Below are 13,245 nucleotides of genomic sequence, written 5' to 3'. Positions count from 1 at the left end.
GGCCCCGGTGGGCTTTCCGTGCGCCGGCCCCGGTGGGCCTTCCGCGTGCCGACGCCGGGCCGGCCGTGCGCGGGCCCGGTGAACGCGTGCGGCGCGCGCCGGACTTGGCCGGTGGCGGGCTCGGCCGCAGGGCCGGCGGGAAACCGGCTGAAGCGCCGTGCCCGGCGGGCATAGGGTCGCTCCCATGCCACCGGTCAAGAAGCGTGCCCGCAGCTACGACCCCGCCAGGACCCGAGCCGCCGTCCTCGCCCAGTTCGGCAACGTCCGGGAGGCCGTCCGCGGCCTCACGCCCGAGCAGCTCGCCCGGCCGACCCGGCTCGGCGACTGGACGGTACGGGACCTGATCGCGCACATCGGCATGGCCCTCACCGCCGTGCACCGCGCCCTGGACCGGCCGGCTCCGCCGAAGCAGGACCTCCCCGTGGCCGAGTGGCCGTTCGCCACCGCCGCGAGCTCCGCCGCCATCGCCGACTTCACCCGGAGCCTCGCCGCCGACCACCCGGACCTCGACGCCTACCTCGCCGGCATCGAGGAGAGCCTGCGCGCCCGCCTCGCCGAGCACCCCGGCGGCCGGCTCCTGGCGACCAACGCGGGCGCCCTGCCGCTGGACGACTACCTCGTCACCCGCACCATCGAACTCGTCGTCCACACCGACGACCTCAACGCCGCCGTCCCGGGCCTCCAGGTGCCCTACGACCGGCAGGCCCTGGCGGCCGCCACCCGGCTGCTCGCCGACGCCCTCGCCGTGAAGGCGCCCGGCGGCTCCACCGAGGTGCGCGTGCCGCCGTACGCCGTCGTGCAGTGCGTCGAGGGGCCCCGGCACACCCGCGGCACCCCGCCGAACGTCGTGGAGACCGACCCGCTGACCTGGGTGCGGCTCGCCACCGGCCGGCTGGGCTGGGCGGACGCCCTCGCCGAGGCCAAGGTCAGCGCGAGCGGGGAGCGGGCGGACATCTCAGGGCTGCTGCCGCTGATGTCGTAGCGGAACCCCTCACGCCGCCGGCCCGTCGAACCGGTATGAACCGGCACAACAAGCACGTGACTCCCCTGCTGGCCGCCGTGCTCCTCCTGCTCACGCTGGCCTGCGGCGGCCGGCAGGAGGACAGTGGTCCGGTGAGCGTCCGGCAGTCGGTGACCGGGGTCGACTGGCGCGTCGACAGCATCACCGTCGGCGGCGCGAGCCAGCACGCGCCCGCGGCCGCCCGGCTCCGCATCGACGAGGACGGCAAGGCGGCCGGCAACCTGGGCTGCAACCGGTTCAGCGCCCGCGCCACCGTCCGCGGCGACCGGATCACCATCGGCGACCTCCGCACCACCCGCATGGCCTGCGGCCAGGCCCGGATGGATTTCGAGCGGGCCCTCGCCCGCACCCTCACCACCGGCACGCTGGTCGCCCGGCTCGACGCCGGGAAACTGACCCTCACCGACGGCGACGGCAACCGCGTCCACCTCAGCCGCGACGGCACCGAATGATGTGCGACACCTCACTCACGGAGACGGCAAAGTCCGCCGGGACCGGCTCGCGCCCCGCACCCGGAAGCGCTGCCGACGTCTGACGCACCGCGTTGACCAGGGGAAACGTAGAAAACACCAAGGTGATCGAAACCGACCGTCCGGTCCGTGGCCCGTATCCCCAATTCGGACCAGTGGTCGACCTCGCCTACACTCGGTGGTGTGCCACGTGGTGACGGTCGACTCAATCACGATCTGCTTCCCGGCGAAAAGGGCCCCCAGGACGCTTGCGGCGTCTTCGGTGTCTGGGCTCCGGGTGAAGAGGTCGCAAAGCTCACGTACTTCGGGCTCTACGCCCTCCAGCACCGGGGTCAGGAATCCGCGGGAATCGCGGTAAGCAATGGCTCCCAGATCCTCGTCTTCAAGGACATGGGCCTGGTTTCCCAGGTCTTCGACGAGACCTCGCTCGGTTCGCTCCAGGGTCATATCGCGGTCGGACACGCCCGCTACTCGACCACCGGCGCCTCCGTGTGGGAGAACGCCCAGCCGACGTTCCGCGCCACCGCGCACGGCTCGATCGCGCTCGGCCACAACGGCAACCTGGTCAACACGGCGCAGCTCGCCGAGATGGTCGCCGAACTGCCGAACGAGAACAACAGCCGCTCCACCCGGGTCGCGGCGACCAACGACACCGACCTGCTCACCGCGCTCCTGGCGGCCCAGGTCGACGAGGACGGCAAGCCGCTGACCATCGAGGAGGCCGCCCATCAGGTCCTCCCGAAGGTGCAGGGCGCCTTCTCGCTCGTCTTCATGGACGAGCACACCCTCTACACCGCCCGTGACCCGCAGGGCATCCGCCCGCTGGTCCTCGGCCGCCTGGAGCGCGGCTGGGTGGTCGCCTCCGAGACCGCCGCCCTCGACATCTGCGGTGCGAGCTTCGTGCGGGAGATCGAACCGGGCGAGTTCATCGCCATCGACGAGAACGGTCTGCGCAGCTCCCGCTTCGCGGAAGCGAAGCCCAAGGGCTGTGTCTTCGAGTACGTGTACCTGGCCCGCCCGGACACCGACATCGCCGGCCGGAACGTGTACCTCTCCCGGGTGGAGATGGGCCGCCGGCTCGCCAAGGAAGCCCCGGTCGAGGCCGACCTGGTCATAGCGACCCCGGAGTCCGGCACGCCGGCCGCCGTGGGCTACGCGGAGGCGTCGGGCATCCCCTTCGGCAGCGGTCTGGTCAAGAACGCCTACGTCGGCCGGACCTTCATCCAGCCCTCGCAGACCATCCGCCAGCTCGGCATCCGCCTGAAGCTGAACCCGCTCAAGGAAGTCATCAAGGGCAAGCGCCTGGTCGTCGTCGACGACTCGATCGTGCGCGGCAACACCCAGCGGGCCCTGGTCCGCATGCTCCGCGAGGCGGGCGCCGCCGAGGTCCACATCCGGATCTCCTCCCCGCCCGTGAAGTGGCCCTGCTTCTTCGGCATCGACTTCGCCACGCGCGCGGAGCTCATCGCCAACGGCATGACCATCGAGGAGATCGGCACCAGCCTCGGCGCCGACTCGCTCGCCTACATCTCCATCGACGGCATGATCGAGGCGACCACCATCGCCAAGCCGAACCTGTGCCGCGCCTGCTTCGACGGCGAGTACCCGATGGAGCTGCCGGACCCCGAGCTGCTCGGCAAGCAGCTGCTGGAGACCGAGCTGGCCGCCGGGCCCGCCGCCACGGCCGCGTCCGACGCGATCCGCCGCCCGTAATTCCCCGCTGTTTACGCAGTACGACACGAAAGTTCTCACAGTCATGTCTGAGACCACTGGTGCCAGCTACGCAGCGGCAGGCGTCGACATCGAGGCGGGCGACCGCGCCGTCGAGCTGATGAAGGAGTGGGTGAAGAAGACGCAGCGCCCCGAGGTCCTGGGCGGCCTCGGCGGCTTCGCCGGGCTCTTCGACGCCTCCGCCCTCAAGCGCTACGAGCGCCCGCTGCTCGCCTCCGCCACGGACGGCGTCGGCACCAAGGTCGACATCGCGCGCCGCATGGGCGTCTACGACACCATCGGCCACGACCTGGTCGCCATGGTCATGGACGACATCGTGGTGTGCGGTGCCGAGCCGCTGTTCATGACCGACTACATCTGCGTCGGCAAGGTCCACCCCGAGCGGGTCGCGGCCATCGTGAAGGGCATCGCGGAGGGCTGCGTGCTGGCCGGCTGCGCCCTGGTGGGCGGTGAGACGGCCGAACACCCCGGTCTGCTGGGTGCGGACGACTTCGACGTCGCCGGCGCCGGTACGGGCGTCGTGGAGGCCGACCGGCTGCTCGGCGCGGATCGTATCCGCACGGGTGACACCGTGATCGCCATGGCGTCCTCCGGGCTTCACTCCAACGGGTACTCCCTGGTCCGCCACGTCCTGCTGGACCGCGCCGGGATGGCCCTGGAGACGGAGGTCGCCGAGCTGGGCCGCGCCCTCGGCGAGGAGCTGCTGGAGCCCACCAGGATCTACTCGCTGGACTGCCTGGCGCTGACCCGCACCGCCGACGTGCACGCGTTCAGCCACATCACCGGCGGTGGCCTCGCGGCCAACCTGGCCCGGGTGATCCCGGACGGCCTGCACGCCGTGGTCGACCGCTCCACCTGGACCCCGGGCGCGATCTTCGACCTGGTCGGGAAGACCGGCGACGTCGAGCGCCTGGAGCTGGAGAAGACGCTCAACATGGGCGTCGGCATGATGGCGATCGTCCCGCAGGAGTCGACCGAGGTGGCGCTCGCGACCCTGGCCGACCGCGGGGTCGACGCCTGGGTCGCCGGTGAGATCACCGAGCGTGGCGAGAAGACGACCGGCGCCGAGCTGGTGGGCGACTACGCGAGCTGATCCCGCGCGGAACGTGCGGACAGCACAGAAGCCGGTCGGTGGCTGTGCCACCGACCGGAACTGGTCAATGCAAGGTCAAGCGCCGCGACGGTGCTGCTGAGGACCGTCGTCCTCGTCCTCGTCGTCGTCCTCATAGAGGTCGGCGTAGCGAGAGTACAGATCGTCGTCGTCCTGCTCATCGTCCTCGAAACGGTCGCCGTTCGGCGACTGGTTCGACGTCGATGCGCCCAGCTCCTCGGCCAGGCGTGAGAGGTCCGTCCCACCGCTGTTGTACTTCAGCTGGCGGGCGACCTTCGTCTGCTTGGCCTTGGCCCGGCCGCGCCCCATGGCTCGACCCCCTCAACGACGGGGCTCGACGGCCCCAGAGTCTGACACGCGTTCATGATCTGGAACGGACTCTCCGTAGAGAGGCCGGTCCGTAGGGCTTCCACGGTACCTGAGCCCGCGCCCATACGGTACGTCGCCCGCAGCACGCGCGTGTGCCCAGGACCTTCGAGGCGCCCCGTCCTCGCTGGTCAGTGGCGATTTTAACCACTTATCGGGGAACGACCCGCCGGTGGAAGTGAGAGTTCTCTCTAAGTTCCCGCCGACGGGTACCGCTCACGTGTGCGACCGGGTCAGCCCGCGGCGCGGCTCGCGCGGGCCTCGGCCATCCGCTGCTCGGCGATCCGGTCGGCCGCGGCGGCCGGCGGAATGCCGTCTTCCTTCGCACGTGCGAATATGGCCAGCGTGGTGTCGAAGATCCTGGACGCCTTCGCCTTGCAGCGCTCGAAGTCGAAGCCGTGCAGTTCGTCGGCCACCTGGATGACCCCGCCGGCGTTCACCACGTAGTCCGGCGCGTAGAGGATCCCGCGGTCCGCGAGGTCCTTCTCCACACCCGGGTGTGCCAGCTGGTTGTTGGCCGCGCCGCACACCACCGTGGCGGTGAGCGCGGACACGGAGAGGTCGTTCAGGGCGCCGCCGAGGGCGCACGGGGCGTAGATGTCGAGCCCCTCGGTCCGGACCAGCGCGTCGGTGTCGGCCACCGCCGTGACACCGGGGTGCTGGTCGAGGATCCGCTGGACGGCCTCCGCGCGCACGTCGGTGACGACGACCTCGGCGCCCTCGTCGAGCAGGTGCCGCACCAGGTGGTGACCGACCTTGCCGACGCCGGCGACGCCGACCTTGCGGCCGCGCAGCGACGGGTCGCCCCACAGGTGCTGGGCGGAGGCGCGCATGCCCTGGTAGACGCCGTAGGCGGTGAGCACGGAGGAGTCGCCGGCGCCGCCGTTCTCCGGTGACCGGCCGGTGGTCCAGCGGCACTCGCGGGCCACGACGTCCATGTCGGCGACGTACGTGCCGACGTCGCAGGCGGTGACGTAGCGCCCGCCGAGCGAGGCGACCATGCGGCCGTAGGCGAGGAGCAGCTCCTCGCTCTTGTCGCGGTCCGGGTCGCCGATGATCACGGCCTTGCCGCCGCCGTGGTCGAGCCCGGCCATGGCGTTCTTGTACGACATCCCGCGCGCCAGGTTGAGGGCGTCGGCGACGGCCTCGGCCTCGGTGGCGTAGGGGTAGAAGCGCGTGCCGCCGAGGGCCGGGCCCAGAGCGGTGGAGTGGATGGCGATCACGGCCTTCAGACCGGTGGCGCGATCCTGGCAGAGCACGACCTGCTCATGGCCGCCCTGGTCCGAATGGAACAGGGTGTGCAGGACATCGGCAGGCGCGCCGGTTACGTCGGTCACTGTGGTGACTCCTGTGTACTAGCGGCGAGTGGGGTGCGGTCCCCGTACGGGTGGCGGGGAGCCGTGGCATGAGCGTAGAGCCTCGGTCCCCTCACCATCCGCGCAGTGTTCAGGATCACTCTCCCGGGCTCCGCGCGCACGCATGCGCGTGGCACGATTCGCAGTGGTTTCGAGCCGGGTCCGGTGGGGAGGGAGCAGGCGTGCCCAAGGTGTCCTCCGTGGTCGTCCCCTACGCCGCGTACATGCGCGTGTACGAGCCGCTGGGCGCCTTCCCGGAGCCGGAGCGCAGCCACTGGGCGCGCTACGCCCGCCGCCCCGAGCGCCCCTCCTACCAGGACGAACTGCGCCGCTCCCTGGCCGACTTGCTGCCCACCCCGCCGATCGCGGTGCCGGTGCACGAGAGCGGCGACGCCTTCGTGCTGGAGATCGACGGTGTGACCTGCGTGTGCCCCTGGCGGACCCGGCTGCGCGGCTGGCAGGCCCTGGACGAGCTGGCGGAGGAGCTGCCCCCGCCGGTGCTGGACGCGGTGCTGCCGCCGGTGGTGCGCCGCCAGGCCGCCCAGGACTACGAGCGCTGGCTCGCCCGCAACCCCGACGCCCGCCCGTGGATCCGTACGGCGACGTGGCAGGTCCCGCTGAACTGGTTCGTGCTGGTCTCCGACGAGGAGCGGCGGTACGACAAGGGGACCGCCGACGTGCCCCCGGTGCTGCGCTACCGCACCCCGATGGTGCAGGCCCGGCGCCGGGTGGCGCGGGCGCTGCGCACGCTGCGGGACACCGTGGAGGAGGGCCCGCTGATCGACGGCCTGGTGGACGTCGGCCGCTGGCTGGAGGAGTTCCACCCGCGCTCGCTGGTGGAGCTGGACTACGGCGGCCTGGTGCACGTGCTCCCGGCGGGGGAGCTGGAAGGCGATCACTCGGCGGCGGACGTGGCCGCCGGCATCGAGGCGCTGCGCCGGGGTGACGCCGCGGCCGCCGGGGAGGCGTACGGACGGCTGGTGGAGCGGTGGCGGGCGGTGCGGGACCGGCGCTCGGCGAACTGAGGCCATCGCTCGCACCGAGAGTGACGTACGTCACGGCCCGAAACGCGGCGAACGACGTACGGTCTAGGGCACTTGACTCATCTGACGGGACGTTGGTCCCGATCTGGACTTTTGCCCTAAGGGTGATGGACGGCACTTACCCGGCCCTTGCGCCTCTTGCCACCCCTCATGCCAAAATAGGACAAGGAGTCCGGGGAGGGCTCCCTCCGTCCAACTATGCTCCATTGCGGGCGGATTCTCTGCATTGCACGCTTTGGGGGGTCTGGTGACTCCTGATCGTCCTGTGACTGATCGTCACAGTGGCGTGACTGTCCGCTATGGCATGGTCCATCGGCTTCCGTCGCTGATGAACACCTGGGAGGGCAATTCCATCGGTTTGGCCGACGCGGCTGGACAGATGGTGTAGTTGTAGTGCCGAGGACAAGCCGTTCGTCCTATAACCGACTCGACTCGCGTCCGCCATTTCGGGCAACGCGGGTCAAGGTGCAGAATTTAGAGGAAAGAACCGAGAAGGTTCGGTTCTCCCGAGGAGGCCGCTCATGACCGCTCGCACCCCTGATGCCGAGCCGCTGCTGACCCCGGCTGAGGTCGCCACCATGTTCCGTGTCGACCCCAAGACGGTCACGCGGTGGGCGAAGGCCGGCAAGCTCACGTCCATCCGCACGCTCGGCGGGCACCGCCGCTACCGCGAGGCCGAGGTACGCGCTCTGCTCGCGGGCATCCCGCAGCAGCGCAGCGAGGCCTGAACAACTGCATAACCGGGCAAGACGGTCGGTCCCCCAACCTGCCGAGGCGCCCGGAACCCTAGCTCCAAGCGACGCGGGACCTGCCCCAACAGGCCCCTCGCCCAGGCCGAAGAGAACGTTGCAGGCAAGCCGTACAGGGTGCGTCGTAGATCGCGCTGGACTCCGCCGGGTCCAGCGCGATCTTTTTTGTGCGCAGGTCCGGGGCGGGTGCGGGACCTGTGAGCGTCCTTGTCGGAGTCTGGGGAGGCGTGTCGGAACGGCTGTGCGTGGCCTTCGGGAGCGGTGCAATTGCACATATTCTATTGACCTGTTGTATGACGCGGTTAAGTACCGCTCTCTCAAAAACTCATGCGGTGACACCCGTCACACGGCGCGCCGCTTGTTGCCCGTGGCCCGTGTGCGCTAATGGAACAGCCCGCTCCAGGGTCCCACGTCCACAAGGGCGTTGAGACCGGCGGAGGTCACGCGTCCGCTGGGGATTGGGTCGGTGGGGGGCACGCGTCCGCTGGGGATTGGGGACTGGTGGGAGTCACGCGTCCCTCGGGCTTTCGTTCTCGGCGCTCTCCTGCCCGGTCTCCTGGCCCAGGGGGCCGGCGTCCATGGCCAGCCGCAGCAGGCGGTGGCAGATGGGGCAGTGGCGGGTGAGGTGCCGATAGGACGTGGCGGCCGACAGGTGCGCCCTCAGGAGCGCCCGCGTCTCGTGCCTGACCGACGCCGCCATACGCCACCCCCAGGAGCCGTACAGGAGGAACGAGCCCTGTTCCCTGGGTACCGGTGGAATGTGACCCCGTCAAGGGAACCGGCACCCGACCGCCCATCACCGGACACGCAGGCCGACCGCACCGATCACCTCCCGACTCCGGGCGCGGAGCCCCTCCCCGGGGCGCCGGGATACGGGTGCGGCTTCAGGTGCCTTGTGGGGGTGGGGCTTTGCTGTGTCCGATGGCGGCTTCGCCGCGGGCGCGGCCTCCGCTTGGCGGGGGGTGGTCGGATACGTCTGAGGCCCCGCTTCCCTTGTCGGGGCGGGGCCTCAATTCAGTGCGGTCCTGACGGGCTTTGCTGTGTCCGATGGCGGCTTCGCCGCGGGCGCGGCCTCCGCTTGGCGGGGGGCGGATACGTCTGAGGCCCCGCTTCCCTTGTCGGGGCGGGGCCTCAATTCAGTGCGGTCCTGACGGGATTTGAACCCGCGGCCTCCACCTTGACAGGGTGGCGAGCACTCCAAACTGCTCCACAGGACCTTGCTTCGCGGCGCTTGCTTTCTGCGGTGCGCTGCGAGATGAGACTGTACAGGAGGGTGAGGGCCCTGGTCGAACTCACTCCCCGTACGGGCTCCGTCACGGTGCCGCCGCGTCGATCGCCTTCACGATCCGCTTGTCGGAGATCGGGTACGCCGTGCCCAGCGCGTGGGCGAAATAGCTGACCCGGAGCTCCTCCAGCATCCAGCGGATGTCCAGGACCGGGGCCGGCACCGGGCGGCCCTGGGGGAGCTGCTCCAGGAGCCAGGCGTACTCGTCCTGCATCTCGCGGACCTTCTCCATGCGCGTGGTGTCCCGCTGGACGTTCGTCGGCATCTGCTGGAGGCGCCGGTCGACGGCCACGAGGTAGCGCATGAGGTCGGGGAGCCGGCGTATGCCCGCCCACGTCACGAAGCCGGGCTTCACGAGGGCGTCCAGCTGCTTGCGGACGTCGGTGAGGTTCGCGAGCAGGGCGGGGCTGCCGACGGCCTTCAGGCGGCGCTCACAGGCCTGCCAGGCGGCGAGGACCTGCTGCACCTGGGCGACCGTACGGACCGTGGTGTCCACGATCTCCGCCCGCACCTTGTCGTACAGCTTCCGGTAGGACTCCTCGTCCCACGCCGGTCCGCCGAAGTCGCCGATGAGCTTGTCCGCCGCGGCCATCGCGCAGTCGTCGAAGAGGGCCTGGATCGAGCCGTGGGGATTGGCGGACAGGGCCAGCTTCTGGGCGTTCGTCAGCTTCTCGGACGCGAACTTCGCGGGATTGACCGGAATGTTGCGCACGATGAGCCGGCGGGTGCCCTTCCACATCGCCTCGGCCTGCTCCTCCTCGGTGTCGAAGAGGCGGACGGAGACCGTGTCGCCGTCGTCCACCAGCGCCGGGTACGCCTTGACCGGCTGACCGGCCCGGCGCGTCTCGAAGACCCGGGTGAGCGTTCCGATCGTCCAGTCCGTCAGGCCCTTGCGCTCCAGGGACTCGCCGCCCTCCCGGGACGCGGTCGCGGCCGCGGCCTGGGACAGGGCCTTGCGCGCCTTCGGCTTCAGGCGGAGCTTCAGCGCCTCCAGGTCCTTGTCCTCGGCCAGCTTCCGGCGCCGCTCGTCGACGATCCGGAAAGTGATCTTCAGGTGGTCGGGGACCTTCGCCCAGTCGAAGTCGTCCGCCTCGAAGGGGACGCCGACCATCCGCTTGAGCTCACGGGCCATCGTGACGGTCAGCGGCTCCTGGAGGGGAACCGCCTTCGCCAGGAACGCCTTCGCGTAGTTCGGCGCCGGTACGTAGTGGCGGCGGATCGGCTTCGGCAGGGAGCGGATCAGCTCCGTCACCACCTCCTCGCGCAGGCCGGGGATCTGCCAGTCGAAGCCCTCGTCCGTCACCTGGTTGAGGACCTGGAGCGGAACGTGGACCGTCACGCCGTCGGCGTCCGCGCCCGGCTCGAACTGGTACGTCACCCGGAACTTGAGCTGCCCCTGCCGCCAGGTGTCCGGGTAGTCGGCCTTGGTGACCGCCTCCGCCGACTCCCGGATGAGCATCTCCCGCTCGAAGTCCAGGAAGTCCGGCTGCTCGTGCCGCTTGTGCTTCCACCAGGAGTCGAAGTGGGCCCCCGAGACCACGTGTTCGGGCACCCGCTGGTCGTAGAAGTCGAAGAGCGTGTCGTCGTCGACCACGATGTCCCGGCGCCGGGCGCGGTGCTCCAGCTCCTCGACCTCGCTGAGCAGCTTGCGGTTGTCCGCGAAGAACTTGTGGTGCGTGCGCCAGTCGCCCTCCACGAGCGCGTTGCGGATGAAGAGCTCGCGGGAGATCTCGGGGTCGATCCGGCCGTAGTTCACCTTCCGCTGGGCGACGATCGGGACGCCGTACAGCGTGACCTTCTCGTACGCCATCACGGCCGCCTGGTCCTTCTCCCAGTGCGGTTCGCTGTACGTCCGCTTCAGCAGGTGCCCGGCGAGCGGCTCGACCCACTCCGGCTCGATCCTGGCGTTGACCCGCGCCCAGAGGCGGCTCGTCTCCACCAGCTCGGCCGACATCACGAACTTCGGCTGCTTCCTGAACAGCGACGAGCCCGGGAAGATGGCGAACTTGGCGTTGCGGGCGCCCAGGTACTCGTTCTTGTTGCCGTCCTTGACGTCCTTCATCCCGATGTGGGAGAGCAGGCCGGCGAGGAGGGACACGTGGACGCGGTCGGCGGGGGCGTCGTCCTCGTTGAGGTGGATGCCCATCTGCTTGGCGACCGTGCGCAGCTGGGTGTAGATGTCCTGCCACTCACGAATGCGCAGGAAGTTGAGGTACTCCTGCTTGCACATCCGGCGGAAGGAGCTGGAGCCCCGCTCCTTCTGCTGCTCGCGGACGTACCGCCACAGGTTCAGGTAGGCGAGGAAGTCGCTGGTCTCGTCCTTGAACCGGGCGTGCTGCTGGTCGGCCTGGGCCTGCTTGTCGGCGGGGCGCTCGCGCGGGTCCTGGATGGACAGCGCGGCGGCGATGACCATGACCTCGCGGACACAGCCGTTGCGGTCCGCTTCCAGGACCATGCGGGCCAGGCGCGGGTCGACGGGCAGCTGGGCCAGCTTGCGGCCGGTGTCGGTCAGCCGCTTGCGGACGTCCTTCTGCGCCGGGTCCAGCGCGCCCAGTTCCTGGAGCAGCTGCACGCCGTCGCGGATGTTGCGGTGGTCCGGCGGGTCGATGAACGGGAACTTCTCGATGTCCCCGAGGCCGGCCGCGGTCATCTGCAGGATGACGCTCGCCAGGTTCGTACGGAGGATCTCCGCGTCCGTGAACTCCGGGCGGGAGAGGAAGTCGTCCTCGGAGTACAGGCGGATGCAGATGCCGTCGGAGGTACGGCCGCAGCGGCCCTTGCGCTGGTTGGCGCTGGCCTGCGAGATCGGCTCGATGGGCAGCCGCTGGACCTTGGTGCGGTGGCTGTAGCGGCTGATCCGGGCGAAGCCGGGGTCGATGACGTACTTGATCCCGGGCACGGTGAGGGACGTCTCGGCGACGTTGGTCGCCAGAACGATCCTGCGTCCGGTGTGCGGCTGGAAGACGCGGTGCTGCTCGGCGTGCGAGAGCCGGGCGTAGAGGGGGAGCACCTCGGTGAATTTGTACTTCTTCTTCTCCAGGGCGTCCGCCGTGTCGCGGATCTCCCGCTCGCCGGAGAGGAAGACGAGGATGTCGCCCCGGCCCTCCGCCATCAGCTCCTCGACGGCGTCGGTGATGGCGGTGATCTGGTCCCGGTCGGCGTCCGCCGCGTCCTCGGCGTACTCCTCCAGGAGGGGCCGGTAGCGCACCTCCACCGGGTACGTCCGGCCGCTGACCTCGATGATCGGGGCGTCGCCGAAGTGCCGGGAGAAGCGCTCGGGGTCGATGGTCGCCGAGGTGATGACGACCTTCAGGTCCGGACGCTGGGGCAGCAGCTGGGCGAGGTAGCCCAGCAGGAAGTCGATGTTGAGGGACCGCTCGTGGGCCTCGTCGATGATGATCGTGTCGTAGGCGCGCAGCTCGCGGTCGGTCTGGATCTCGGCGAGCAGGATGCCGTCCGTCATCAGCTTGACGAAGGTGGCGTCCGGGTTCACCTGGTCGGTGAACCGGACCTTCCAGCCGACGGCCTCGCCGAGCGGGGTCTTCAGCTCGTCCGCCACGCGCTCGGCGACGGTCCGGGCGGCGATCCGGCGGGGCTGGGTGTGCCCGATCATGCCGCGCACGCCCCGGCCCAGCTCCATACAGATCTTCGGGATCTGCGTGGTCTTGCCGGAGCCGGTCTCACCGGCCACGATCACGACCTGGTGCGCGCGGATGGCGTCCGCGATCTCGTCCTTCTTCTGGCTGACCGGCAGCTGCTCGGGGTAGGTGACGGCCGGCACGCGGGAGCGCCGCGCGGCCATCCGGTCCTCGGCGCGGGCGATCTCGGTCTCGATCTCGGCGAGGACGGCGGCGCGCGCCTCCGGCTTGCGGATCTTGCGCGCGCCCTCCAGCCGCCTGCCGAGCCGGTGCGCGTCGCGCAGCGACAGCTCGGTCAGGCGGGGGGCGAGGGTGCCGAGGGCGGGGGCGGGATGCGTAGACATACGCGGTCCAGGATCTCACCTCCCCCGAAAGAGAGGCGAACGATTTCAACGGCGGCGGGGCCGGTACCCCTGAAGGGGCGCGCGACTGTGTCGGTGTGCGGCCGAGCGGCGCCGGCGGGACAGAGTGGGTCC

10 protein-coding genes and 1 tRNA gene are annotated in these 13,245 nt (G+C 70.2%); 6 read left to right on the top strand and 5 right to left on the bottom strand.

The features are described 5' to 3' along the window. The first annotated feature begins 184 nt into the window (after positions 1-184). The 4 genes from ABZ576_RS29360 (at position 185) to purM (ending at position 4,315) form a co-directional block, all read left to right on the top strand. Complete coding sequence (locus ABZ576_RS29360) at positions 185-982, top strand: sterol carrier family protein (protein ID WP_360747289.1); 798 nt, start codon at positions 185-187, stop codon at positions 980-982. A gap of 56 nt (positions 983-1,038) precedes the next feature. After that, positions 1,039-1,473, top strand: a complete 435-nt coding sequence (locus ABZ576_RS29355; RefSeq protein WP_360747286.1) for an META domain-containing protein — start codon at positions 1,039-1,041, stop codon at positions 1,471-1,473. Between the two features lie 201 nt (positions 1,474-1,674). Then, complete coding sequence (purF, locus tag ABZ576_RS29350) at positions 1,675-3,204, top strand: amidophosphoribosyltransferase (RefSeq protein WP_360747283.1); 1,530 nt, start codon at positions 1,675-1,677, stop codon at positions 3,202-3,204. 43 nt (positions 3,205-3,247) lie between these two features. Next, a complete protein-coding gene (gene purM / locus ABZ576_RS29345; protein ID WP_360747280.1) occupies positions 3,248-4,315 on the top strand; it encodes a phosphoribosylformylglycinamidine cyclo-ligase in 1,068 nt (355 codons plus the stop codon). Between the two features lie 75 nt (positions 4,316-4,390). On the opposite strand, the gene ABZ576_RS29340 is transcribed toward purM, so the two are convergent. Together ABZ576_RS29340 and ABZ576_RS29335 are read right to left on the bottom strand one after the other, a co-directional pair. Next, entirely contained in the window at positions 4,391-4,642 is a 252-nt protein-coding gene (locus tag ABZ576_RS29340; RefSeq protein WP_360747277.1) for a DUF3073 domain-containing protein, read from the bottom strand. A gap of 290 nt (positions 4,643-4,932) precedes the next feature. After that, complete coding sequence (locus tag ABZ576_RS29335; protein ID WP_360747274.1) at positions 4,933-6,036, bottom strand: Glu/Leu/Phe/Val dehydrogenase dimerization domain-containing protein; 1,104 nt, start codon at positions 6,034-6,036, stop codon at positions 4,933-4,935. A gap of 200 nt (positions 6,037-6,236) precedes the next feature. On the opposite strand from ABZ576_RS29335, the gene ABZ576_RS29330 reads away from it, so the two are divergent. Both ABZ576_RS29330 and bldC read left to right on the top strand, forming a co-directional pair. Further along, the gene (locus ABZ576_RS29330) at positions 6,237-7,079 is read left to right on the top strand and encodes a hypothetical protein (protein ID WP_360747271.1); all 843 of its coding nucleotides are present in this window, start codon (positions 6,237-6,239) and stop codon (positions 7,077-7,079) included. A gap of 539 nt (positions 7,080-7,618) precedes the next feature. Then, positions 7,619-7,825: a developmental transcriptional regulator BldC gene (bldC, locus tag ABZ576_RS29325; protein ID WP_003949541.1), complete on the top strand. Its 207-nt coding sequence runs from the start codon at positions 7,619-7,621 to the stop codon at positions 7,823-7,825. A 529-nt stretch (positions 7,826-8,354) separates the two neighbouring features. Here bldC and ABZ576_RS29320 read toward each other — a convergent pair. The 3 genes from ABZ576_RS29320 to hrpA form a co-directional block, all read right to left on the bottom strand. After that, positions 8,355-8,546, bottom strand: a complete 192-nt coding sequence (locus ABZ576_RS29320; RefSeq protein ID WP_360747268.1) for a DUF6274 family protein — start codon at positions 8,544-8,546, stop codon at positions 8,355-8,357. Between the two features lie 442 nt (positions 8,547-8,988). Beyond that, positions 8,989-9,063 (bottom strand) — tRNA-Asp (locus tag ABZ576_RS29315). A gap of 96 nt (positions 9,064-9,159) precedes the next feature. Further along, the gene (gene hrpA, locus ABZ576_RS29310; protein ID WP_360747265.1) at positions 9,160-13,113 is read right to left on the bottom strand and encodes an ATP-dependent RNA helicase HrpA; all 3,954 of its coding nucleotides are present in this window, start codon (positions 13,111-13,113) and stop codon (positions 9,160-9,162) included. Between the last annotated feature and the right edge of the window lie 132 nt (positions 13,114-13,245).

Origin of the sequence: Streptomyces sp. NPDC013455, assembly GCF_040632975.1 — a bacterium.
In the GTDB taxonomy this organism is placed as follows: domain Bacteria; phylum Actinomycetota; class Actinomycetes; order Streptomycetales; family Streptomycetaceae; genus Streptomyces.
This window is presented reverse-complemented; position numbering and strand designations above follow the sequence as displayed.